Genomic DNA, 23,024 nt, shown 5'->3' with positions numbered 1-23,024 from the left:
CGGTGGCGCGGGTCTGTTCTCGTTCGTGGGGCGGTGGGGGCGGCCGGGGCGGCCCCGAGGGGCCGGTTCCGTACAGGGCTTCCGCTCAGGGCTTCCACTGAGGCCGCCATATCTCGTATGGTGGAAAAAAGTTTCCGAAGAGTGGCAGTCATTAACGACTACCCGCCAGTAGGTGCGACGATCGGGAAGCGTGTCCGAGGTGAGAGCCCCGGTCGCGCGGCAATGAAGCTAAGGAAAGCGAAGGACTCGGCCATGGCAACGGCGCCCAGCGTCTCGTACTCGATGACGGTCAGGCTGGAGGTGCCCGCGAGCGGTACCGCGGTCTCCCAGCTCACCACGGCCGTGGAGTCCTCCGGCGGGTCGGTCACCGGTCTCGACGTGACCGCCTCCGGCCACGAGAAGCTGCGGATCGACGTCACCATCGCCGCCACCTCCACCGCGCACGCCGACGAGATCGTCGAGGGCCTGCGGGGCATCGAGGGCGTCGTCCTGGGCAAGGTCTCCGACCGTACGTTCCTGATGCACCTCGGCGGCAAGATCGAGATGGCGTCCAAGCACCCCATCCGCAACCGTGACGACCTCTCGATGATCTACACCCCCGGCGTGGCCCGGGTCTGCATGGCGATCGCCGAGAACCCCGAGGACGCCCGCCGTCTCACCATCAAGCGCAACTCCGTCGCAGTCGTGACGGACGGCTCCGCCGTGCTCGGCCTCGGCAACATCGGCCCGAAGGCCGCCCTCCCGGTGATGGAGGGCAAGGCGGCCCTCTTCAAGCGGTTCGCGGGCATCGATGCCTGGCCGCTGTGCCTGGACACCCAGGACACCGACGCCATCGTCGAGATCGTCAAGGCGATCGCCCCCGGCTTCGCGGGCATCAACCTGGAGGACATCTCCGCCCCTCGCTGCTTCGAGATCGAGGCCCGGCTGCGTGAGGCCCTGGACATCCCGGTCTTCCACGACGACCAGCACGGCACCGCGATCGTCGTCCTGGCCGCGCTGACCAACGCCCTGCGCGTGGTGGGCAAGAGCGTCGGGGACGTGCGGGTCGTCATGTCCGGCGCGGGGGCGGCCGGTACGGCCATCCTGAAGCTCCTGCTGGCCGCGGGCGTCAAGCACGCCGTCGTCGCCGACATCCACGGCGTGGTGCACGCGGGCCGCGAGGACCTGGTCTCCGCCGCCGCCGACTCGCCGCTGCGCTGGATCGCCGACAACACCAACCCGGAGTCCATCACCGGCACCCTCAAGCAGGCCGTCGTGGACGCCGACGTCTTCATCGGCGTCTCCGCGCCGAACGTGCTGGACGGCGCCGACGTCGCCGCGATGGCCGAGGGCGCGATCGTGTTCGCGCTCGCGAACCCGGACCCCGAGGTGGAGCCGGCGATCGCCCGCCAGACGGCGGCGGTCGTCGCCACCGGCCGTTCCGACTTCCCGAACCAGATCAACAACGTGCTGGTCTTCCCGGGTGTCTTCCGCGGCCTGCTGGACGCGCAGTCCCGCACGGTCAACACGGAGATGATGCTCGCCGCCGCGGGCGCCCTCGCCGACGTGGTCGCCGAGGACGAGCTGAACGCGAACTACATCATCCCGTCGGTCTTCAACGACCGGGTCGCCGGTGCCGTCGCCGGTGCCGTCCGGGACGCCGCGCGAGCGGTCACCGGGGGCGCGAAGGGCGCGGGCGACCGCGCCTGACCCCGCTTCACGGTCCCGGCGCACGGCGCGTCGCGGGACGCGGTGCCCCAAACGCCCCTTTAGGGTGGGCGGGCGGCGCGTCCCGGCGAGTACCGCAACCGCTGCGGAACGCTTCCGGAGAGTCGACGGAACGTCACCACGGTGAGGCCCTGGCGCTTTTCGTGTGACTCCGGAGGGTGCCGGATTGGCGTTACCGCCGCAGGTGGGGGCAGGATGCGTAATCGGGCGCGAGGGTCTGACGACAGACCCGGGTCCGGGGACTGTCCGAGGGCCCTGGCAGCATCGGCTTCGATCTCACGCCTCACAGGCAAGAAGAACACGGGAGTAACAAACATGAACCGCAGTGAGCTGGTGGCCGCCCTGGCCGACCGCGCCGAGGTGACTCGCAAGGACGCCGACGCCGTGCTGGCCGCGCTCGCCGAGACCGTCGGTGAGATCGTCGCCAAGGGCGACGAGAAGGTCACCATCCCCGGCTTCCTGACCTTCGAGCGCACCCACCGTGCCGCTCGCACCGCTCGTAACCCGCAGACCGGCGACCCGATCAACATCCCGGCCGGTTACAGCGTGAAGGTCTCCGCGGGCTCGAAGCTCAAGGAAGCCGCCAAGGGCAAGTAAGCCCCACAGCCCCACAGGCGCGACGAAGGGCGGTCACCCATCCCGGGTGGCCGCCCTTCGGTGTACGGCCGTCAGGGCCCCGTTCTGTGCCTCTGCGAAGCCTTGCCCCGCGACGCGCCCGGCCCCGGCGGCCCGGGAACGCGCGAACGGGGGCCCGGAGCAGTGCCCCGGACCCCCGTCAGCAGCCTTCCGGCGCCCGCTCTCAGACCAGCGAGCCGCCCGGCAGCTCGACCTTCGCGCCGAGCTTCTCCAGCTTCTCCATGAAGTTCTCGTAGCCGCGGTTGATCAGGTCGATCCCGTGCACCCGCGAGGTGCCCTGGGCCGCCAGTGCGGCGATCAGGTACGAGAAGCCGCCCCGCAGGTCCGGGATGACCAGGTCCGCGCCCTGCAGCCGGGTCGGTCCGGAGACCACCGCCGAATGCAGGAAGTTGCGCTGGCCGAAGCGGCAGTCGGAGCCGCCCAGGCACTCGCGGTAGAGCTGGATGTGCGCACCCATCTGGTTGAGCGCGGAGGTGAAGCCGAGCCGCGACTCGTACACCGTCTCGTGGACGATGGACAGGCCCGTGGCCTGCGTCAGGGCCACCACCAGCGGCTGCTGCCAGTCGGTCTGGAAGCCGGGGTGCACGTCCGTCTCCAGGGCGATGGCGTTCAGCGCGCCGCCCGGGTGCCAGAAGCGGATGCCCTCGTCGTCGATCTCGAAGGCGCCGCCGACCCTGCGGAAGGTGTTGAGGAAGGTCATCATCGAGCGCTGCTGCGCGCCCCGTACGTAGATGTTCCCCTCGGTGGCCAGTGCCGCGGACGCCCAGGAGGCCGCCTCCAGGCGGTCCGGGATGGCCCGGTGCGTATAGCCGTCCAGCCGGTCCACACCGGTGATCCGGATGGTCCGGTCGGTGTCCACCGAGATGATCGCGCCCATCTTCTGCAGTACGCAGATGAGGTCCTCGATCTCCGGCTCCACGGCCGCGTTGGACAGTTCGGTGACGCCCTCGGCGAGCACCGCCGTCAGCAGCACCTGCTCGGTGGAGCCCACCGACGGGTACGGCAGCCGGATCTTGGTGCCGCGCAGCCGCTGCGGTGCCTCCAGGTACTGGCCGTCCGCCCGCTTCTCGATGACCGCGCCGAACTGCCGCAGCACGTCGAAGTGGAAGTCGATCGGCCGGCCGCCGATGTCGCAGCCGCCCAGACCCGGGATGAACGCGTGGCCGAGCCGGTGCAGCAGGGGGCCGCAGAAGAGGATCGGGATGCGCGACGAGCCCGCGTGGGCGTCGATGTCGGCGACGTTCGCGCTCTCCACGTGCGTCGGGTCCAGGATCAGCTCGCCCGGTTCGTCACCCGGACGGACCGTCACGCCGTGCAGCTGCAGCAGCCCCCGGACCACCCGCACGTCCCGGATGTCGGGCACGTTGCGCAGCCGGCTGGGCCCGCTGCCGAGCAGCGCGGCGACCATTGCCTTCGGCACCAGGTTCTTGGCGCCTCTGACGCGGATCTCGCCCTCCAGCGGGGTTCCGCCGTGGACAAGCAGGACATCGTCTGTGCCGGTCATGAATCTCGCGTTCCGGAGTGGTCGGGCAGGGGGCCAAACGAAAGAGTAATGGCCCGCGCCCCCCTCTCCGTAAGAGAACGGGGGGTGTACGAACGTCATGAATCCGCCACAACACGCTCTGCTTCCCCGGTCTTGCGGACTGTCACCGTCCGCATGGTCATCCGGAAAGCGCGCTCCCCGTGCACCCGTGCGCCCTGAGCTGCGCCGCGTCCTGTCGGGTGTCCGGGCGGCCCACTTGGCACCCGTGCGGGGCGAAGATGCGGGATCATTTCTGCCATGACCGAGGTGTCCTCGCTCACAGGGCGACTGCTCGTGGCCACACCCGCGCTCGCGGACCCGAATTTCGACCGCGCCGTGGTGCTGCTCCTCGACCACGACGAGGAGGGTTCCCTCGGCGTGGTCCTGAACCGGCCGACCCCGGTGGGCGTCCGCGACATCCTGATGCCCTGGGCCGGTCTGACCGGTGAGCCCGACGTCGTCTTCCAGGGCGGACCGGTCTCGCTCGACTCGGCGCTCGGCGTGGCCGTGATCCCCGGCGACGAGGGCCCGCTCGGCTGGCGACGGGTGTACGGGGCGATCGGCCTGGTGGACCTGGAGGCGCCGCCGGAGCTGCTCGCGGCGGCCCTCGGCTCGCTGCGGATCTTCGCGGGGTACGCCGGCTGGGGCCCGGGGCAACTGGAGGCCGAACTGGCCGAGGGCGCCTGGTACGTGGTCGAGTCCGAGCCCGGCGATGTCTCCTCCCCGCGCCCCGAGCGCCTGTGGCGTGCGGTCCTGCGCCGTCAGCGCAGCGAGCTCGCGATGATCGCCACCTATCCCGACGACCCTTCGCTGAACTGAAGCTCCCGGCGGTCGGTACCCTTGGCGGTTATGAGCACTCTTGAGCCCGAGCGCGGGGCAGGTACCGGAACCCTCGTGGAGCCGACACCGCAGGTGTCGAACGGCGACGGCGACCACGAGCGCTACGCCCATTACGTCCAGAAGGACAAGATCATGGCGAGTGCCCTGGAGGGCACCCCCGTGGTCGCACTGTGCGGGAAGGTCTGGGTACCGGGGCGCGACCCCAAGAAGTACCCGGTCTGCCCCATGTGCAAGGAGATCTACGAGTCCATGGGCGCCGGTGGCGACAAGGACAAGGGCAAGGGCGGCAAGGACAAGAAGTAGTCCCCGCCCGTCCGGCGGCATCCTTCGGGCCCCCGGGGCGCGTTCTTCCACGCGCCCCGGGGGCCTTCGCGTTGCCCCGGCCCGCCCGTGCGCGCCGGGGCTTCGCGTTGCACGGGCTGCTCCACCGGGTCACAGAGTGGTAGAGACCACTTGTCGGCGCCTGCGCGCCCACCTACGCTCCTGCCAGTTGTGCAATGCGAAACGCACGTTGCGTATGTTGCAACACCTACCGGTAGGGGTTCCCGGATGAAACTGTCTGCCCGAATTGCCGCCCCGGTCGCGGCGCTTGTACTGGCGGGGCTCACCGCCACCGGCTGCGCGCCGCAGACGTCCGACAGCAGGGCCGAGGGGGACGCGAAGACCGGCACCCTGCGGGTCTGGCTGTTCCAGGAGGTCGGCAACAAGCCCAAGGAACAGGTCGTCGACGCGGCGGTCGCCGAGTTCGAGAAGACCCACAAGGGCGCGAAGGCCGAGATCGAGTACATCCCCGTCGACACCCGCGCCCAGCGCGTCAAGGCGGCGTTCAACGACCCGAAGAGTGCCCCGGACCTCATCGAGTACGGCAACACCGACACCGCCGGATACGTCAGGGACGGCGGACTCGCCGACATCAGCGAGGAGTTCGCCGCCTGGGACGAGGCCGGGGACACCGACCCGACCGCCCGGCAGTCGGTGACGGTCGGGGACAAGATCTACGGCGCCCCGCTCTTCGTCGGCGTACGGGCCCTCTACTACCGCACCGACGTCTTCCGGGAGCTGGGCATCGAGGCCCCCCGGACACAGGCCGAGCTGATCTCCACGGCGAAGAAGATCCACCGGAAGAAGCCGGACCTGTACGGACTGGCGGTCGGCGGCGCCTACACCTACGGCGCGATGCCGTTCATCTGGGCGGCGGGCGGCGAACTCGCCGAGGAGAGCGGTGGCACGTACAAGGCCGCCATCAACAGCGGCAAGGCCCGCGAGGGCATCGAGGCGTACACCTCGCTCTTCGGCGACGACAACTGCCCCGCCGCCAAGTGCGCGGCCCTGGGCGGCAACGCGACCGTCACCGCCTTCGCCTCCGGCAAGGCCGCCATGGCGATCGGCGGCGACTTCAGCCACGCCGCCGTGGAGGCGGGCCCGGTGAAGGGCGCGTACGCGGTGGTCCCGCTGCCCGGCGCGACGGAGGGGTCCATCGCCCCCGCGTTCGCGGGCGGGAACAACATCGGCGTACTGAGGAGCAGCGCGCACCGGAGCCTGGCGGTGGACCTGATGAAGTCGCTGACCGGCAAGCGGACGCAGGCGAAGATGTTCGACGCGATGGGCTTCCTGCCGACGTACACCGATGTGCGGGACGCCGCCGCGAAGAAGGAGCCGTTCGTCGAACCGTTCGTCCGGACGCTCGGCGCGGGCGCCAAGTTCGTCCCGGCCTCGCCGGGCTGGGGACAGATAGACGCCTCGCTGATCCTGCCCACGATGTTCCAGGAGATCGTCAGCGGCCGTAAGGACGTGGCGAAGGCGTCGGACGACGCGGCGGAGAAGATGGACGCCGCGTTCGCCGACGCGAGCTGACCATGACCGCGACCCGTACCGAGTCCAGCCCCAGGACCGGGGCCACGACCAGGTCCCGGGCCGGTGCCGCGCGCACGGCGCGCGGCACCGGCCGGACCCCCTGGCTCTATCTGCTGCCCGCGCTCGTCCTCCTCGGCGGGCTGCTCGTCTACCCGATCTACCAGCTCGGCCTGATCTCCTTCCTGGAGTACACCCAGGCCCAGGTCAGCGGCGGCGAACCGACCACCTTCCGGGGTCTGGGGAACTACGCCGAACTCTTCGGCGACGGCCAGTTCTGGCAGGTCCTCCTGGCCACCGTCCTCTTCGCCGCCGCCTGCGTCGCCGCCACCCTGCTGGCCGGCTGCGCGCTCGCCGTCCTGCTGACCCGGATCAGGGCCCTGCCCCGGCTCGCCCTGATGCTGGCCGCGCTCGGCGCCTGGGCCACCCCCGCGATCACCGGTTCCACCGTCTGGGTGTTCCTCTTCGACCCCGACTTCGGCCCGGTCAACCGGGTGCTGGGGCTCGGCGACTTCTCCTGGACGTACGGGCGCTACAGCGCCTTCGCCCTGGTGCTCCTGGAAGTCCTGTGGTGCTCGTTCCCGTTCGTGATGGTGACGGTGTACGCGGGCATCCGGGCGATCCCCGCCGAGGTGCTGGAGGCCGCGGCGCTGGACGGCGCCTCGCAGTGGCGGATCTGGCGCTCGGTCACCGCCCCGATGCTGCGGCCCATCCTCGTCGTCGTCACCATCCAGTCGGTCATCTGGGACTTCAAGGTCTTCACCCAGATCTACGTCATGACGGGCGGCGGCGGCATCGCGGGCCAGAACCTGGTGCTCAACGTGTACGCGTACCAGAAGGCGTTCGCGTCCTCGCAGTACAGCCTCGGCTCCGCGATCGGCGTCGTGATGCTGCTGATCCTGCTGGCCGTCACGCTGGTCTACCTGCGCCTGGTGCGGCGCCAGGGGGAGGAACTGTGAGCGCCCGGAACACACCGCGCATCCGCCGGCCCGGCCGGCTGGCCGCCGAGGCGGCGGCCCTGCTGATCGCCGCCGCGGTCGCCTTCCCGCTCTACTGGATGGTGCTCTCCGCCCTCAAACCGGCCGGAGAGGTCCAGTCCGCGAACCCCCGCCCCTGGACCCTCGCGCCGTCCCTGGACTCCTTCCGCCGGGTCTTCGAACAGAACGACTTCGGGCGGTACTTCCTCAACAGCCTGACCGTCGCCGGCACGGTCGTCGTCGCCTCCGCGCTGGTCGCCTTCCTGGCGGCGACGGCGGTCACCCGGTTCAGGTTCCGCTTCCGGACCACGCTGCTGATCATGTTCCTGATCGCGCAGATGGTGCCGGTCGAGGCGCTGGCCATCCCGCTGTTCTTCCTGATGCGGGACTTCGGCCAGCTCAACACCCTCGGCGCGCTGATCCTGCCGCACCTCGCGTTCTCGCTGCCGTTCGCGATCTGGATGCTGCGCGGATTCGTCAGGGCCGTCCCCGAGGCCCTGGAGGAGGCCGCGTACATCGACGGGGCGAGCCGCACCCGGTTCCTCTGGCAGATCCTGTTCCCGCTGGTCCTCCCCGGCCTCGTCGCCACCAGCGTCTTCTCGTTCATCTCCACCTGGAACGACTTCCTGTTCGCGAAGTCGTTCATCATCAGCGACACCTCCCAGTCGACCCTGCCGATGGCGTTGCTGGTCTTCTTCAAACCCGAGGAGAACGACTGGGGAGGGATCATGGCGGCATCGACCGTGATGACCGTCCCCGTACTGGTCTTCTTCGTACTCGTACAGCGCCGCCTGGTCTCCGGACTCGGCGGAGCGACAAAGGACTGACTCATGGACCTGGACCTGATCCCCGCCCCCGTGCACCTCGGTGACGAGGGGAGGCGCGGCTTCCTGTTCGACCCGTCCACCACCATCACCGCGGCCCCCGGGACCGGCAGCACCGAACGCTGGCTGCGCACCACGCTCGGCGCCGCCTTCGGGCTGCCGCTCGCCCCCGGCGGCGCGGACGCGGCGGACGCGGACGCCGGGAACACCGTACGGCTGCGCATCGACACGGACCTGGAGCCCGAGGGCTACCGCCTGACCACCGGGACCGGGCGGGGCGTCGAGATCACCGGCGGCAGCCCCGCGGGCGTCTTCTGGGGTGCCCAGACGCTCCGCCAGCTCCTGGGCGCCGAGGCCTTCCGCCGCGCCCCCGTCAGCCCCGGCGCGCAACGCTCCGTCCCCTTCGCGGACATCGAGGACCACCCCCGCTTCCCCTGGCGCGGCATGATGCTCGACGTGGCACGGCACTTCCTGCCCAAGGACGACGTGCTGCGCTACCTCGACCTCCTCGCCGCCCACAAGCTGAACGTCTTCCACTTCCACCTCACCGACGACCAGGGCTGGCGCATCGAGATCAAGCGCCACCCCCGTCTCACCGAGGTCGGCTCCTGGCGCCCCCGTACGAAGCACGGCCACCGGGCCTCCGAGCAGTGGGACGAGACCCCGCACGGCGGCTACTACACCCAGGACGACATCCGCGAGATCGTCGCGTACGCCGCCGAGCGGCACATCCGGGTCGTCCCCGAGATCGACATCCCGGGCCACTCGCAGGCCGCCATCGCCGCCTACCCCGAGCTGGGCAACGCCGACGTCGTCGACACCGCCGCCCTCCCGGTCTGGGACACCTGGGGCATCAACGCGAACGTGCTCGCCCCGACCGACACCACCCTGCGCTTCTTCGAGGGCGTGCTCGAAGAGGTCCTCGACCTCTTCCCCGCCGCCACCTCGCCGTTCATCCACATCGGCGGCGACGAGTGCCGCAAGGAGCAGTGGAAGGACTCACCCGCCGCCCAGGCCCGGATCGCGGAGTTCGGCCTGGCCAACGAGGACGAGCTCCAGTCCTGGATCATCCGGCACTTCGACACCTGGCTCACCGCCCGGGGCCGCCGCCTGATCGGATGGGACGAGATCCTGGAGGGCGGCCTCCCGGCGGGCGCCGCCGTGTCCTCCTGGCGCGGCTACGGCGGGGGCATCGCCGCCGCCGAGGCGGGGCACGACGTCGTCATGTGCCCGGAACAGCACGTCTACCTGGACCACCGTCAGCACGGCGGCCCCGACGAGCCGATGCCCATCGGCTTCGTCCGCACCCTGGAGGACGTCTACCGCTTCGAGCCCGTACCGCCCGGCCTCTCCGAGGAGGCCGCCCGGCACATCCTGGGCACCCAGGCCAACGTCTGGACGGAGGTGATGCAGAACCGGGCCCGCGTCGACTACCAGGTCTTCCCGCGCCTCGCCGCCTTCGCCGAGGTCGCCTGGTCGCCGCTGCCCGCCCCCGCCGCACGGGACTACGCGGACTTCGAGCGCCGCATGACCGCGCACTACGCCCGGCTCGACGCCCTCGGCGTCGACTACCGGCGCCCGAGCGGACCGCTGCCCCGGCAGAAGCGCCCCGGAGTGCTGGGCCGCCCTCTCGACGGACCACCCCCGAACGTGTGATCCCGGCCGCGGGTCCGAGCGGCCCCGGCCCCGGCCGGTACACCCCGAGCGGTGTGCCGGCCGGTGGTTTTTTGTCCGGAAGTCGCCCTGTCGCACGGGCGTGGCGCGATGCGGCGCCGCCCCGTCGCAACCGCGACAAGCGGCGACGAACAGCGGCAATTCACACTCCACACCGAATCAGTCCGAAACAGGAACATTCCCTCGATCAAGGAGAGATGCGCCCTTCGCGGACCCTCGCGTCGGTCCGATCCGAAGATGTGCCAGAGTTGCCACGTCCAGGCTTCGAGCACGTACCGTACGGCCAAACAGCCGGACAGCCGGGACACCGGGAAGGGGCAGCTGGGTTGACCACGCACGCACCGCAGGCGCCGCAGTCGGTGACGCTGCCGGCCTCGCTCGACGAGGCCGTGGCGGCGCTCGGCGCCATGCCCGCCGCCGTTCCCGTGGCAGGTGGAACGGACCTGATGGCGGCCGTCAACAAGGGGCTGCTGCGCCCCTCGGGCCTGGTCGGGCTCGGCCGGATCAGTGAGCTGCGCGGCTGGCACTACCAGGACGGTCACGCCCTGCTCGGCGCCGGACTCACCCACGCGCGCATGGGGCGGCCCGACTTCGCCGCCCTCATCCCCGCCCTGGCCGCCGCGGCCCGCGCCGCCGGTCCGCCCCAGATCCGTAACGCCGGGACGCTCGGCGGCAACATCGCCACCGCGGCCCCGACCGGCGACGCGCTGCCGGTGCTCGCCGCGCTGGAGGCCGAGTTGGTCGTCGCGGGGCCGGACGGCGCCCGCCGCGAGATTCCCGTCTCGCACCTGCTGGCCGGTCGCGAGATGCTCGGACCGGCCGAACTCATCGGCTTCGTACGGGTGCCGCTGCTGCACGCCCCGCAGGTCTTCCTGAAGGCCACCGGCCGCACCGGCCCCGGCCGGGCCACCGCCTCCGTCGCGATCGTCCTCGACCCGGCCCGGCGCGGGGTGCGCTGCGCGGTCGGCGCCATCGCGCCGATGCCGCTTCGGCCCCTGGAGGCCGAGCACTGGATCGCCTCGCTGATCGACTGGGACGCCGAGCGGGGGCTGGCCCCCGACGCGCTGGCCGCCTTCGGCGAGTACGTCGCCGCGGCCTGCATCCCCGACCACGAACCGCCCGCCGACGGGGGAGAGGCGCCACCGCTGCCCCCCGCCGTACTGCACCTGCGGCGGACCGTCGCCGCGCTGGCCCGACGCGCGCTGGGGAGGGCACTGTCGTGACCACCGAGGACCGCAACGAAGACCACGGACAGCAGGACCACCTGCGCCACGGCGGCTGGCAGCCGACGCCGCAGAGCGGCGAGTACGACGACGGCGCGACCGCCTTCGTCCAGCTGCCGCCGGAGGACCTGGCGAACATCCCGCTGGCCGCGCCCGGTCACGGCTACGTGCCGCCGATGATCGTGCCGCTGACGCCCGCCGCGGGGCTCGACCCGACGGCCACGGGCAACTGGGCGGTGCAGCCGGAGCACCAGCAGGGGACCGGCGCGGCGGAGCCGCAGGCCCCCGGCGCGGTGCACTGGCCGGACCCGAACCAGCAGCAGGGGCCGTACGACTACGGCTACGCGTACCCGCGGGCCGCCGCCCCGCAGGCCCCGCCCGCCCCGCACGACCCGTTCGCGCAGCTCCCGCCGGAGCGGTACGGGGAGACACAGCAGGCCACGGGGCAGTGGAACTTCACCGAGTCGGCGGAGTACGGCGTCCCCGCCGGGCAGGCCCCGCAGGCACCCCAGGCACCCCAGGCACCCCAGGCCCCGCAGGCTGAGCACCCGGGGCACGGCGGTCACACGGGGCAGTGGACGATTCCGGTCGCGGATGGTGAACTTCCCGAGGAATCCGGTGAGTTCGCCGCCTCGGCGCTGGCCGCGCAGTGGTACGGGAACCAGAGCCCGGCGGCCACGCTGCCGGGCGGTGCGCCCGCCCCATGGGCGACGCAGCCGCCGGTCGCGGAGCCGGAGCCGGTCGTGCAGCAGCAGCCGGTCGCAGGGCCGGACCCGGTCATGGAGCCGGTCGTACAGCAGCAGCCGCAGCCCGTCGTGGAGCCGGAGCCGGTCGCAGGGCCGGACCCGGTTATGGAGCCGCAGCCGCAGCCGCAGCCGCAGCCGCAGCCGCAGCCCGTCGCGGAAACGGAACCTGAGCCGGTCCCCGTCGTCGTGGCGGAACCCGGACCGGAACCCGTGGCGGAGCCCGTACCGGCCCCCCTCGCCGAGGCGGTCGCGGTGACGGCGCCCGCGGCGGAGCCCGTTCCGGTCGTGGAAGAGCCCCCCGGGCAGGCCCCGGAAGCGGACCAGGCCCCCGAGGCGGAGCCCGAACCCGGGCCGGAGCCCGAACCCGAGCCGGAGGCCGACCCCGGCACGCCCTCGGATCCCAGCGAAGCGCCGGGGACTCCCGAAGCGCCCGAGACCCCTCAGGCCGTGGACGGTCCGGAGGTCCCGGAGGTCCCCGAGGCCCCGGATGCCGCCGACGCCCAGCCGCCCCTCGGCCTCGCCGACGAGCACCCCGCCGTCTCCTACGTCCTGCACGTGAACGGCACCGACCGCCCGGTCAGTGACGCCTGGCTCGGGGAGTCGCTGCTCTACGTGCTCCGCGAGCGCCTCGGCCTCGCCGGGGCCAAGGACGGCTGCTCGCAGGGCGAGTGCGGCGCCTGCAACGTCCAGGTGGACGGCCGGCTGGTCGCCTCCTGCCTGGTCCCGGCGGCGACCACGGCGGGCAGCGAGGTCCGTACCGTCGAGGGCCTCGCCGTGGACGGCGAACCCTCCGACGTCCAGCGCGCCCTGGCCAGGTGCGGGGCCGTCCAGTGCGGCTTCTGCATCCCGGGCATGGCCATGACCGTGCACGATCTGCTGGAGGGCAACCACGCCCCCAGCGAACTGGAGACGCGCCAGGCGCTCTGCGGAAACCTCTGCCGCTGTTCCGGCTACCGCGGCGTCCTCGACGCCGTCAACGAGGTCATCGCGGGCCGCGAGGCGCCCCACGTCCCCGCCTCGTCGGACTCCACGTCCCCGGAGCCCGACGAGGCCGGTATCCCGCACCAGACGGCCCCCGGGGCCGGTAGCGAGCCGCACGCCCAGGACGGAGGCATGGCGTGAGCAACGACGCAGCCACCGCTGCCAACGCCACCAGCACACGGATCAGCACCCCGGCGTTCGGCGGTCCCGCCGAACCGCCCGCGTTCGGCCTCGGCGTCTCCCTGCCGCCCGCCGACGCCCGCGCGAAGACCGAGGGCACCTTCCCGTACGCCGCCGACCTCTGGGCCGAGGGCCTGCTCTGGGCGGCCGTGCTGCGCTCCCCGCACCCGCACGCCCGCATCCGGTCCGTCGACACCTCGGCCGCCGTCGCGATGCCCGGCGTACGGGCGGTGATCACGCACACCGACATCCCCGGCGAGAGCCTGTACGGGCGCCGTGTCGTCGACCGCCCGGTCTTCGCCTCCGACCTGGTCCGTCACCACGGCGAGCCGATCGCCGCGGTCGCCGCCGACCACCCCGACACGGCCCGGCTCGCCGCCGCGGCCATCGCCGTCGACTACGAGGTCCTCGAACCGGTCACCGACCCGGAGCAGTCCTTCGCCGCCGAACCCCTGCACCCCGACGGCAACCTGATCCGCCATATCCCGCTCCAGTACGGAGACCCCGAGGCCACCGGCGAGGTCATCGTCGAGGGCCTGTACCGCATCGGCCGCCAGGACCCGGCCCCGATCGGCGCCGAGGCCGGGCTCGCCGTGCCCCGCCCGGACGGCGGCGTGGAGCTCTACACCGGCTCCACCGACCCGCACGCCGACCGTGACCTCGCCGCCGCCTGCTTCGGCCTCGAACCCGAGCGGGTCAAGATCGTCGTCACCGGCGTCCCCGGCGCCACCGGCGACCGCGAGGAGCCCGGCTTCCAGCTCCCGCTCGGCCTGCTCGCCCTGCGCACCGGCTGCCCGGTCAAGCTGGCCGCCACCCGCGAGGAGTCCTTCCTCGGACACTCCCACCGCCACCCCACCCTGCTGCGCTACCGCCACCACGCGGACGCCGACGGACGGCTGGTCAAGGTCGAGGCGCAGATCCTGCTCGACGCGGGCCCCTACGCCGAATCGTCCTCGGAGTCGCTGGCCGCCGCCGTCGCGTTCGCCTGCGGCCCGTACGTCGTGCCGCACGCCTTCATCGAGGGCTGGGCGGTCCGTACGAACAACCCGCCCTCGGGCCATGTGCGCGGCGAGGGCGCGATGCAGGTCTGCGCGGCCTACGAGGGCCAGATGGACAAGCTGGCCGCCAAGCTCGGCATCGACCCGGCCGAACTGCGGCTGCGCAACGCCCTGTCCACCGGCGACATCCTGCCCACCGGCCAGACGGTGACCTGCCCCGCCCCCGTCGCCGAACTCCTCACCGCCGTACGGGACTTCCCGCTTCCCGCGCTCCCCAAGGACACCCCGGAGGGCGACTGGCTGCTGCCCGGCGGCCTCGAAGGCGCGGGCGAACCCGGTGCGGTGCGCCGGGGCGTCGGCTACGCGCTGGGCATGGTCCACATGCTGGGCGCGGAGGGCGCCGACGAGGTCTCCACGGCCACGGTCCGCGTCCACGACGGCATCGCCACGGTCATCTGCGCCGCGGTCGAGACCGGGCAGGGCTTCTCGACCCTGGCCCGCCAGGTCGTCCAGGAGACCCTGGGGGTCGAGGAGGTCCACGTGGCCTCCGTCGACACCGACCAGCCCCCGGCCGGACCGGCGACGCACGGCCGCCACACCTGGGTGTCGGCCGGGGCGGTGGAACGCGCCGCGAAGATGGTCCGCACCCAGCTCCTCCAGCCGCTGGCCCACACGTTCGGCATGTCCACGGAGCTGCTGCAGATCGCCGACGGCAAGATCACCTCCTACGACGGGGTGCTGTCCACCACGGTCAGCGAGGCGATGGACGGCAAGGAGCTGTGGGCCACCGCCCAGTGCCGCCCCCACCCGACCGAGCCGCTCGACGCGTCCGGCCAGGGCGACGCCTTCGTCGGCCTCGCCTTCTGCGCGGTCCGCGCGGTGGTGGACGTCGACATCGAGATCGGCTCCGTCCGGGTCGTCGAGATGGCGGTCGCCCAGGACGTCGGCCGGATCCTCAACCCGGCGCAGCTGGCGACCCGGATCGAGGCCGGGGTGACCCAGGGCATCGGCGCCGCGCTCACCGAGAACCTCCGCACCGCCCGCGGCCTGATCCGCCACCCCGACCTCACCGGGTACGCCCTCCCGACCACGCTGGACGCCCCGGACATCCGGATCGTCGAGCTCATCGAGGAACGGGACGTGGTGGCCCCCTTCGGCGCCAAGCCCGCCTCGGCGGTCCCGGTGGTGACCTCTCCGGCGGCGGTGGCGGCGGCCGTCCGCGCGGCCACCGGCCGTCCGGTCAACCGCCTCCCGATCCGTCCCCAGGCGGCCGTGGTCGTTCCCGGCACATGAGCGGGCCACGGCCGGACGAGGCGCGGGCGGCGGGACCGGCCGGGTCCACCGGTGGCCTGGGCCCCGCCGTCGTCCTCATCACCGGGGTGATGGCCGCCGGGAAGTCCACCCTGGCCCAGGCCCTCGCCGAGCGGCTGCCCCGGTCGGTCCACGTGCGCGGCGACGTCTTCCGCCGGATGGTGGTGTCGGGCCGCGCCGACACCGTGCCGGGCGCGCCGGAGGAGGCCGCCGACCAGCTCCGGCTGCGCTACCGGCTCTCCGCGATGACGGCCGACACGTACGCGGACGCGGGCTGGACCGTCGTCGTGCAGGACGTCGTGCTGGGCGAGGAGCTGACCCGCTACGTCGGCCTCGTCCGTACCCGCCCGCTGTACGTCGTCGTGCTCGACCCGGAGCCGCGGGCCGTCGCCGAACGCGAGGCCGGACGGCCCAAGAACGGGTACGGGGCGGGGTGGACGGTGGAGTCGCTGATCGGGGTGGCACGCGCGCAGACGCCACGGATCGGGCTCTGGCTGGACACCTCGGGCCAGACCGTGGCGCAGTCGGTGGACGCGGTGCTCGCGGGGCTGGACCGGGCGCGGGTCTGAGGAGCCGCCCGGCGGGCCCGTCGAGGTCACCGGTGCCGGGCCCGCCGTCCTCGGGCGGGTATCCCGGGCCGCGTCCGCCCGGCGGAGCCTGGCACACCCGCTCGCCGCGTTGCCGGGCCCACCCCGGTACGTTCAGCACCGGCGCGCCCCCGCCTCGCGCGTGGGGGCACCGGCACGCGGTCTCGCTCTCGACGCGGGCCCACACCGTCCCCGCCTCGCGCGCGCGGGCACCAGGCACCGTCGGGCCCGCCCTTCGGGCAGACGACGCTTCGGTACGCGCCCTGCTGTCCTGCCTGGAGGCCGTGACCGGATTCGAACCGGTGTAACTCGAGTTGCAGTCGAGCCCCTGAACCACTCGGGCACACGGCCGGGTTCCCTCGGCGTGCCTCGACGGTAGGCCCGGGGCCGCGCGCGGCTCAAGGGGCGGAGCCGGGACGCCATACGACTGCCATACGGCGTTCACGATCGGCCCCGCGGGTCCTACGTCCAAGGGACGAGCACAGGGCCGTCCTCCGACAGGGTCCGGGCGGCTCTCCGCCCCTTACGCTTGGGCGCATGAGTGCCCTGGAACCGCGTGACGACACCGATACCCGACCGCTCGCCGCGCAGGCCCCGGCCACCGTGCCGACCGGCGGGGTGCTGGGCCGGAGCCACCGGGCGCTCAGCATCGGCATCGTCTCCGTCGTCTTCCTGATCGCCTTCGAGGCGACCGCCGTGGGCACCGCGATGCCGGTCGCCGCGCGCGAACTCCACGGCATCGCGCTGTACGCGTTCGCGTTCTCCGCGTACTTCACGACCAGCCTCTTCGCCATGGTGCTCTCCGGCCAGTGGGCGGACCGGCGCGGGCCGCTGGGGCCGCTCGCCGCCGGGATGAGCGCCTTCGTGGCGGGCCTGCTGCTCTGCGGGACCGCCGGCGGCATGTGGGTCTTCGTCGCGGGCCGGGCCGTCCAGGGCCTCGGCGGCGGGCTGGTGATCGTGGCCCTGTACGTGGTGATCGGCCGGGCCTACCCGGAGCGGCTGCAGCCCTCGATCCTGGCCGCGTTCGCCGCGAGCTGGGTGGTCCCCTCGGTGGTCGGGCCGCTCGCCGCCGGATCGGTCACCGAGCACCTGGGCTGGCGCTGGGTCTTCGTCGGCATCCCCGTCCTCGTGGTCTTCCCGCTGGCGCTCGCGCTGCCCCAGATCCGGCGGCGGGCCTCCGGACCGGCCGACCCCGCGGCGCCCGTCGAACCGTACGACCGGCGGCGCATCCGGCTCGCCCTCGGGATCTCGCTGGGCGCGGCACTGCTCCAGTACGCCGGGCAGGAGCTGAACTGGTTCGCGCTGCTCCCGGCCGCCGCCGGCTTCGGCCTGCTCGTCCCGGCGGTGCGGGGACTGCTGCCCCCGGGCACGGTGCGGGCGGCGCGCGGGCTGCCCGCGGTGGTGCTGCTGCGCGGGGTGGCGGCGGGTTCGTTCATCGCCGCCGAGTCGTTCGTACCGCTGATGCTGGTGACCCAGCGCGGGCTCAGCCCGACGATGGCCGGATTCTCGCTCGCGGCCGGGGGCGGGACCTGGGCGCTCGGCTCGTATCTTCAGTCCCGGCCGCGCCTGGAGCCCTGCCGGGGGCGGCTGATGGTGGGCGGCATGGTGCTGGTCGCCGTGTCGATCGCCGCCGCGCCGGCCGTGCTGATCGACGCGGTGCCGGTCTGGACCGTGGCGGTGGCCTGGGGCTTCGGCTGCCTGGGCATGGGCGTGGTGATCGCCTCGACCAGTGTGCTGCTGCTGAAGCTGTCGGCGCCGGAGGAGGCGGGCGCGAACTCGGCGGCCCTCCAGATCTCCGACGGGCTCTCGAACGTCCTGCTCCTGGCGGCGGGCGGGGCCGCCTTCGCGGCCCTGGGCGGCGGCACGTTGGGCGCCGTGCACGACGCGACGGCGTCGGCCGCCACCGGATCCCACCCGGCGGCCTTCGCGGCGGTCTTCCTCCCGATGGCGGTGGTGGCCCTGGCGGGGGCCTGGGTGGCGGGCCGGGTCCGGGCGAAGTGAGCCGGACCACTCCGGCCCCGCCCGGGGGCACCACTCCGGCCCCGCCCCGGGGTGCCGTTCCGGCAGGGCCGGGAGGGGGCCGCCGAGCGGAGCGGGCTTCTCGACGGGCCCCGTGGCCCGCTCCGGCCTGACCACCGAAGACGTCCCTCCCCCCGTCGGCCACCGGTGGGACGCAGGAGGCGGAGAGGCGTCCCCCGGGGGCCGCGCACGCCGGTTGCCGGCGGCGTGTGAGAGCCGTCGCACTTGCGCGCGGGGCGGTGAAGTTCACGGGGGATTCCGCGCCGCTCCCCGGTAGGGTGGCCCGGTTGTCGTATCGCGTGCGCGTCCGATCCGTGCGCACCGGCAGCGCCCCACGTACCCGAGTGCCCCGAACCGGAGACCGTGACTACTACCGCCTCCCACCACCTCTCACCCGCCTTCCCCGGCCGCGCCCCCTGGGGCACGGCCGGAAAGCTGCGAGCCTGGCAGCAGGGCGCCATGGAGAAGTACATCCAGGAGCAGCCGCGCGACTTCCTCGCGGTCGCCACCCCCGGCGCGGGGAAGACCACCTTCGCGCTGACCCTCGCGTCATGGCTGCTGCACCACCACGTCGTGCAGCAGGTCACCGTGGTCGCGCCGACCGAGCACCTGAAGAAGCAGTGGGCCGAAGCGGCGGCCCGGATAGGCATCAAGCTCGACCCCGACTACAGCGCGGGCCCGCTGAGCAAGGAGTACGACGGCGTCGCGATCACCTACGCGGGTGTCGGTGTCCGCCCGATGCTGCACCGCAATCGCTGCGAGCAGCGCAAGACCCTGGTGATCCTCGACGAGATCCACCACGCCGGTGACTCGAAGTCCTGGGGCGAGGCCTGCCAGGAGGCGTTCGACCCGGCCACCCGGCGGCTCGCGCTCACCGGCACGCCGTTCCGCTCCGACACCAACCCGATCCCCTTCGTCGTGTACGAGGAGGGCAACGACGGCATCCGGCGCTCCTCGGCCGACTACACCTACGGCTACGGCAACGCGCTCGCCGACGGCGTCGTCCGGCCCGTGATCTTCCTCAGCTACAGCGGCAACATGCGCTGGCGCACCAAGGCCGGTGACGAGATCGCCGCCCGGCTCGGCGAACCGATGACCAAGGACGCCATCGGGCAGGCCTGGCGCACCGCGCTGGCGCCCACCGGCGAGTGGATCCCCAATGTGCTGGCCGCCGCCGACAAGCGGCTGACCGAGGTGCGCAAGGGCATCCCGGACGCGGGCGCGCTGGTCATCGCCACCGACCAGGACTCCGCACGCGAGTACGCCAAGATCCTCAAGCGGGTCACCGGCGAGAAGGCCACGGTGGTGCTCTCCGACGAGAAGGCCGCCTCGAAGAAGATCGACCAGTTCAGCCAGGACGGCTCCCGCTGGATGGTCGCGGTCCGCATGGTGTCGGAGGGCGTCGACGTGCCGCGCCTCGCCGTGGGCGTGTACGCGACCACGATCTCCACGCCGCTGTTCTTCGCGCAGGCCGTCGGCCGCTTCGTGCGTTCCCGCAGGCGGGGCGAGACGGCCTCCGTCTTCGTACCGACCATCCCGATGCTGCTGCAGTTCGCCAACGAGATGGAGGTCGAGCGGGACCACGTCCTCGACAAGCCCAAGCGGGGCAGCGACGAGGAGAACCCGTTCGCGGAGGAGGACAAGCTCCTCGCCGACGCCGAGAAGCTCCAGGACGAGGAGACCGAGGACCAGCTGCCCTTCGAGGCGCTGGAGTCCGACGCGGTCTTCGACCGGGTGCTGTACGACGGTGCCGAATTCGGCATGCAGGCCCACCCCGGCAGCGAGGAGGAGCAGGACTACCTGGGGATTCCGGGGCTGCTGGAGCCCGACCAGGTGCAGCTGCTGCTCCAGAAGCGGCAGTCCCGGCAGATCGCGCACAGCCGCCAGAAGCCGGCCCAGGACGCCGACCTGCTGGAGAAGCCGGCCGGGGCGCGCCCGGTCGTCACCCACAAGCAGCTGCTCGGCCTGCGCAAACAGCTCAACACGATGGTGTCGGCGTACACCCACCAGAGCGGCAAGCCGCACGGGGTGATCCACACCGAGCTGCGGCGGGCGTGCGGCGGCCCGCCGAGCGCGGAGGCCACGGCCGGGCAGATCCAGCAGCGGATCGAGAAGGTCCAGGAGTGGGCCACCCGGATGAAGTAGGCGCTCCCGGTGCGGGCCCGGCGCGGGGACGGAGGTCCTCGCACCGGGCCCGCGTCCGTCCCGGGGGACGGCTGTCCGGTGGCTACCAGACGTGCGGTGCGGACTGCGTGACCGTGGCGACGCACGGCACCGTGGCCGACGTCGGGGACGACGCCACGATCTGCAGGGACCAGTTGGTGGCGCTCGGGGGAGAGGACAGCACCTTGGAGTTCGTGCTGTCGCCCGCCGCCAGGGTGCCGGAGGTGAGCTTCAGCGGGCCCAGGGTGATCGGGTTGCCGCCGCTCATACCGGGGTTGGTCTTCCCGGAGAACTGCACCTCGCTGGTGACGCCGCCCGAGGTCTTGGTGAGCTTGAGCGTCGTCGTGATGCTGTTCGGGTCGGCGGTCGTGCCCGTGGGCATGGTGATCGCGCTGGACGTGATCTTGATGGTCTTGGCCGTACCCGAGTCGGCGGCGGTCAGGGTGGCCTGACCGCTGCCCCAGGTGCCGCAGTCGTACGTGGCCGTCGCGGCGAGCGGGGCCACCGCGTGGGCGGCCGGGGCCAGGGCGAGGGCACCGGCCACGGCACAGGCCGCGGTCAGGACGAGTGGAACGCGTCTTCGGTTCGACGACATGACGGGAGAACTCCTTCCGGTTCTGAATTCCGCAGATATGCCGAAGAGTCGCCGCGCATGCGCCGAAGAACCACTGAAGAACCGCTGAAGAGCCGCTGAAGAGCCGCCGAAGAATCTCCGGAGTTTCGTCGAAGTTTCACCGAAGTGGATCGGGTCATTCTTCGTCGGACCGCTCTTCCGTGGATCATTCTTCTTCTCTATCCGCGCGCCGGGCCCGGCATTTCGATGCAGTGAAACGGTGATCTTCAAAGAAGTCAAGAGATGGCGGCAGGGCCTCTTGAAATTCCCGCGGAAATGCTTTTCGAGCATTTCAGTCGATGATCAATCGGTTCTCCCAAGGATCAATCGGTTCTCTCTTGACTTCTGTGCACCCGGCCCCCTCAATGTGCGCAATCAATGGCCCATGGAGGGGTGTCTGGTGATACGACGACGAAGACCCGGCGTGACCGGTCTGCTCGCTGCCTGCTTCGCGCTGACGCTGGGCTGCGCCGGGGCGAGCGCCCAGGCCGTACCCCTCGCGGACGGGCCCGCCGCCGCGGCAGCCACGATCACCCCGACCGTCCACTGCGTCCTGCCCGCCGGGCAGGGGGAGGCGACCGGACCGCAGGACATGACCGTCGAGCTGTCGCCCGCGGTGGTCGCGCCCGGCGGCAAGGTGCACGCGAAGGTCACCCTCGGGCCGTCCCCGGCCACCAGCGGTCTTCCCCTGGAGGACGTGCCGACCATCCCCAGCATCGATCTCGCCCTGTCCGGCGGGGCGAGCGGAACCGTCACCGTGCGGGGTGCCGAGATCACCCTGGACATCCCGTCCGGCACGCCCATCGAGATCCCGCCGTACGAGGGCGACTTCCTGGTGCCCGCGAACGCCTCCGGGCCGGTCTCGTTCGCCGCCGTCCGCACCCTGACCCAGACCAAGGTGCTCGGCTCGGTCTTCGAGACGCCGTGCGACGTCGTCGAGGGCGGCACGGGCCTCGGCTCCGTCACGGTGGAGGGCACCGGTTCCGCGCCCGCCACCCTGACCGCGCCCGCCGGTCCCGTACGCCCCAGCACCGCCGTGACGCTGGGCGGTTCGGGGTGGACGGCCGGCGGCACCCCGGTGCCCTCGCTCTGCGCCGTGGGCGGGGGCGGCTGCGATCCGCTGAAGTTCAAGACCAGCGACCTCGGCATCGACAGCGGCGGCGCCCTGCACGGCACGGCCACCCTCGCGGAGTCCGGCGCGGTGCCGGACGGCGCGTACGAGGTGAAGGTCAACGACGGCACGAAGGAGGCGACCGCGCCCCTCACCGTCAGGGCCGTGGCCGCCGGGGACCGGGAGATCTCGCTCTCGCGCAGCCGCGGCCCGGTCGGCAGCGTGATCACCGTCAGCGGGAAGAACTACAACCCGGACCGCTGGATCAACGTCATCGGGCTCGACGCGAGCGGCACCGGGCTCGACGACAGCGCGGTCTACGTCAAGAGCGCCCCGGACGGCACCTTCTCCGTCGAGTTCACGGTGGTCTCCGACGCCGTCGTCGCCGTCCAGGCCGACGAGGGCAACGACCCGGCGACCGTACGCACCGCCCCGTTCACCGTCTCGGACGACGACGGCGGGGGCGGGGGCAGCGCCGACCAGAAGCTGAACACCTCGGTCCGGGCCGGGACCTTGTCCATGGTCCAGGACGGCGACACGGTCGACTTCGGGACGACCGTTCTGGGCACCGGCAGCGGTGTGCAGCGCTCCCGGCTCAACCGGGTCGAGGTGGAGGACGCCCGCGGCGTCGACAGCGGCTGGTCCCTGACCGCCACCCTCACCGCCTTCACCGGCGGCGGCGGAACCATCCCGGCCGACGCCGTCCGGTGGACACCCCGCTGCACCGCCCAGCAGGGCAGCGTGGGCGTACCGGTGGCCGGATCGCCCACCGTGCTCGGCAGCACGGCGGCGAGCCTGTGCCGGATGGACCCGGACGGCGCCCGCCCGTTCACCGGCGGCCGGTTCGACGCCGACGCCGATCTCACCCTCACCGTCCCCGGAACCACCCGGCCCGGGGATTACAGCGCCACCCTCACCCTCACCCTTCTCTGATCCGCGATCCGCGATCCGCTATTCGAGATCGGCTATTCGAGACGGCTCTCCGCGATCCGCTATCCGCGGGAAAGGTGACGGGAAAGAAAGGAAAGTCCCGGAGGCGCCCGCCCGCTCCGATGCGCACC

The 23,024-nt window shown here is 72.4% G+C and carries 17 protein-coding genes and 1 tRNA gene; 15 read left to right on the top strand and 3 right to left on the bottom strand.

Going from position 1 to position 23,024, the window contains the following annotated elements:
* The first annotated feature begins 252 nt into the window (after positions 1–252).
* Both ACFVWY_RS30585 and ACFVWY_RS30580 read left to right on the top strand, forming a co-directional pair.
* On the top strand, positions 253–1,689 hold the full coding sequence (locus tag ACFVWY_RS30585) for an NAD-dependent malic enzyme (protein ID WP_389878058.1): 1,437 nt from the start codon (positions 253–255) through the stop codon (positions 1,687–1,689).
* Positions 1,690–2,022: 333 nt separating this feature from the next.
* A complete protein-coding gene (locus ACFVWY_RS30580) occupies positions 2,023–2,304 on the top strand; it encodes an HU family DNA-binding protein (RefSeq protein ID WP_003968811.1) in 282 nt (93 codons plus the stop codon).
* 202 nt (positions 2,305–2,506) lie between these two features.
* Here the strand turns inward: ACFVWY_RS30580 and murA are convergent, their stop codons facing one another.
* On the bottom strand, positions 2,507–3,847 hold the full coding sequence (gene murA, locus ACFVWY_RS30575) for a UDP-N-acetylglucosamine 1-carboxyvinyltransferase (RefSeq protein WP_389878056.1): 1,341 nt from the start codon (positions 3,845–3,847) through the stop codon (positions 2,507–2,509).
* A gap of 276 nt (positions 3,848–4,123) precedes the next feature.
* On the opposite strand from murA, the gene ACFVWY_RS30570 reads away from it, so the two are divergent.
* The 10 genes from ACFVWY_RS30570 (at position 4,124) to ACFVWY_RS30525 (ending at position 16,039) form a co-directional block, all read left to right on the top strand.
* Positions 4,124–4,684, top strand: coding sequence for a YqgE/AlgH family protein (locus ACFVWY_RS30570; RefSeq protein WP_389878054.1), 561 nt, complete (start codon positions 4,124–4,126; stop codon positions 4,682–4,684).
* 30 nt (positions 4,685–4,714) lie between these two features.
* Entirely contained in the window at positions 4,715–5,008 is a 294-nt protein-coding gene (locus tag ACFVWY_RS30565; RefSeq protein ID WP_072484142.1) for a DUF3039 domain-containing protein, read from the top strand.
* Positions 5,009–5,254: 246 nt separating this feature from the next.
* On the top strand, positions 5,255–6,559 hold the full coding sequence (locus ACFVWY_RS30560) for an extracellular solute-binding protein (RefSeq protein ID WP_389878052.1): 1,305 nt from the start codon (positions 5,255–5,257) through the stop codon (positions 6,557–6,559).
* Between the two features lie 2 nt (positions 6,560–6,561).
* Positions 6,562–7,515 (top strand): carbohydrate ABC transporter permease, encoded by a 954-nt coding sequence (locus tag ACFVWY_RS30555; protein WP_389878050.1) that lies wholly within the window; start codon positions 6,562–6,564, stop codon positions 7,513–7,515.
* Positions 7,512–8,360, top strand: a complete 849-nt coding sequence (locus tag ACFVWY_RS30550) for a carbohydrate ABC transporter permease (protein ID WP_389878048.1) — start codon at positions 7,512–7,514, stop codon at positions 8,358–8,360. The genes ACFVWY_RS30555 and ACFVWY_RS30550 overlap by 4 nt, the downstream gene beginning before the upstream one ends.
* 3 nt (positions 8,361–8,363) lie before the next feature.
* Positions 8,364–10,013 (top strand): beta-N-acetylhexosaminidase, encoded by a 1,650-nt coding sequence (locus tag ACFVWY_RS30545; protein WP_389878047.1) that lies wholly within the window; start codon positions 8,364–8,366, stop codon positions 10,011–10,013.
* Positions 10,014–10,357: 344 nt separating this feature from the next.
* A complete protein-coding gene (locus ACFVWY_RS30540; RefSeq protein ID WP_389878046.1) occupies positions 10,358–11,254 on the top strand; it encodes an FAD binding domain-containing protein in 897 nt (298 codons plus the stop codon).
* Positions 11,251–13,122: a 2Fe-2S iron-sulfur cluster-binding protein gene (locus tag ACFVWY_RS30535; protein WP_389878045.1), complete on the top strand. Its 1,872-nt coding sequence runs from the start codon at positions 11,251–11,253 to the stop codon at positions 13,120–13,122. The genes ACFVWY_RS30540 and ACFVWY_RS30535 overlap by 4 nt, the downstream gene beginning before the upstream one ends.
* Complete coding sequence (locus ACFVWY_RS30530; RefSeq protein WP_389878044.1) at positions 13,119–15,452, top strand: xanthine dehydrogenase family protein molybdopterin-binding subunit; 2,334 nt, start codon at positions 13,119–13,121, stop codon at positions 15,450–15,452. The genes ACFVWY_RS30535 and ACFVWY_RS30530 overlap by 4 nt, the downstream gene beginning before the upstream one ends.
* Positions 15,449–16,039, top strand: coding sequence for an AAA family ATPase (locus ACFVWY_RS30525; RefSeq protein ID WP_389878042.1), 591 nt, complete (start codon positions 15,449–15,451; stop codon positions 16,037–16,039). The genes ACFVWY_RS30530 and ACFVWY_RS30525 overlap by 4 nt, the downstream gene beginning before the upstream one ends.
* A gap of 294 nt (positions 16,040–16,333) precedes the next feature.
* Here the strand turns inward: ACFVWY_RS30525 and ACFVWY_RS30520 are convergent.
* Positions 16,334–16,408: transfer RNA gene (locus ACFVWY_RS30520), tRNA-Cys, on the bottom strand.
* 186 nt (positions 16,409–16,594) lie between these two features.
* On the opposite strand from ACFVWY_RS30520, the gene ACFVWY_RS30515 reads away from it, so the two are divergent.
* Positions 16,595–18,058, top strand: a complete 1,464-nt coding sequence (locus ACFVWY_RS30515) for an MFS transporter (protein ID WP_389878040.1) — start codon at positions 16,595–16,597, stop codon at positions 18,056–18,058.
* A gap of 381 nt (positions 18,059–18,439) precedes the next feature.
* A complete protein-coding gene (locus tag ACFVWY_RS30510; protein WP_389878039.1) occupies positions 18,440–20,221 on the top strand; it encodes a DEAD/DEAH box helicase in 1,782 nt (593 codons plus the stop codon).
* 82 nt (positions 20,222–20,303) lie between these two features.
* On the opposite strand, the gene ACFVWY_RS30505 is transcribed toward ACFVWY_RS30510, so the two are convergent.
* Positions 20,304–20,834, bottom strand: a complete 531-nt coding sequence (locus tag ACFVWY_RS30505) for a hypothetical protein (protein WP_389878037.1) — start codon at positions 20,832–20,834, stop codon at positions 20,304–20,306.
* A 442-nt stretch (positions 20,835–21,276) separates the two neighbouring features.
* Here ACFVWY_RS30505 and ACFVWY_RS30500 point away from each other — a divergent pair, with 442 nt between their 5' ends.
* Complete coding sequence (locus tag ACFVWY_RS30500; RefSeq protein ID WP_389878036.1) at positions 21,277–22,896, top strand: hypothetical protein; 1,620 nt, start codon at positions 21,277–21,279, stop codon at positions 22,894–22,896.
* Positions 22,897–23,024 lie beyond the last annotated feature (128 nt).

This window comes from Streptomyces sp. NPDC058195 (assembly GCF_042883525.1).
In the GTDB taxonomy this organism is placed as follows: Bacteria; Actinomycetota; Actinomycetes; order Streptomycetales; family Streptomycetaceae; genus Streptomyces.
Note: the sequence above shows the minus strand (reverse complement) of the source record. Positions and strands in the feature narration are given on the sequence as shown.

Excerpts from the sequence above, each read along its gene's own strand:
- ACFVWY_RS30565 (WP_072484142.1), top strand. The coding sequence starts at position 4,715 with ATGAGCACTCTTGAGCCCGAGCGCGGGGCAGGTACCGGAACCCTCGTG.
- ACFVWY_RS30505 (WP_389878037.1), bottom strand. The coding sequence starts at position 20,834 with ATGTCGTCGAACCGAAGACGCGTTCCACTCGTCCTGACCGCGGCCTGT.
- ACFVWY_RS30525 (WP_389878042.1), top strand. The coding sequence starts at position 15,449 with ATGAGCGGGCCACGGCCGGACGAGGCGCGGGCGGCGGGACCGGCCGGG.
- ACFVWY_RS30585 (WP_389878058.1), top strand. The coding sequence starts at position 253 with ATGGCAACGGCGCCCAGCGTCTCGTACTCGATGACGGTCAGGCTGGAG.
- ACFVWY_RS30515 (WP_389878040.1), top strand. The coding sequence starts at position 16,595 with ATGAGTGCCCTGGAACCGCGTGACGACACCGATACCCGACCGCTCGCC.
- ACFVWY_RS30580 (WP_003968811.1), top strand. The coding sequence starts at position 2,023 with ATGAACCGCAGTGAGCTGGTGGCCGCCCTGGCCGACCGCGCCGAGGTG.
- murA (WP_389878056.1), bottom strand. The coding sequence starts at position 3,847 with ATGACCGGCACAGACGATGTCCTGCTTGTCCACGGCGGAACCCCGCTG.
- ACFVWY_RS30545 (WP_389878047.1), top strand. The coding sequence starts at position 8,364 with ATGGACCTGGACCTGATCCCCGCCCCCGTGCACCTCGGTGACGAGGGG.
- ACFVWY_RS30555 (WP_389878050.1), top strand. The coding sequence starts at position 6,562 with ATGACCGCGACCCGTACCGAGTCCAGCCCCAGGACCGGGGCCACGACC.
- ACFVWY_RS30560 (WP_389878052.1), top strand. The coding sequence starts at position 5,255 with ATGAAACTGTCTGCCCGAATTGCCGCCCCGGTCGCGGCGCTTGTACTG.
- ACFVWY_RS30570 (WP_389878054.1), top strand. The coding sequence starts at position 4,124 with ATGACCGAGGTGTCCTCGCTCACAGGGCGACTGCTCGTGGCCACACCC.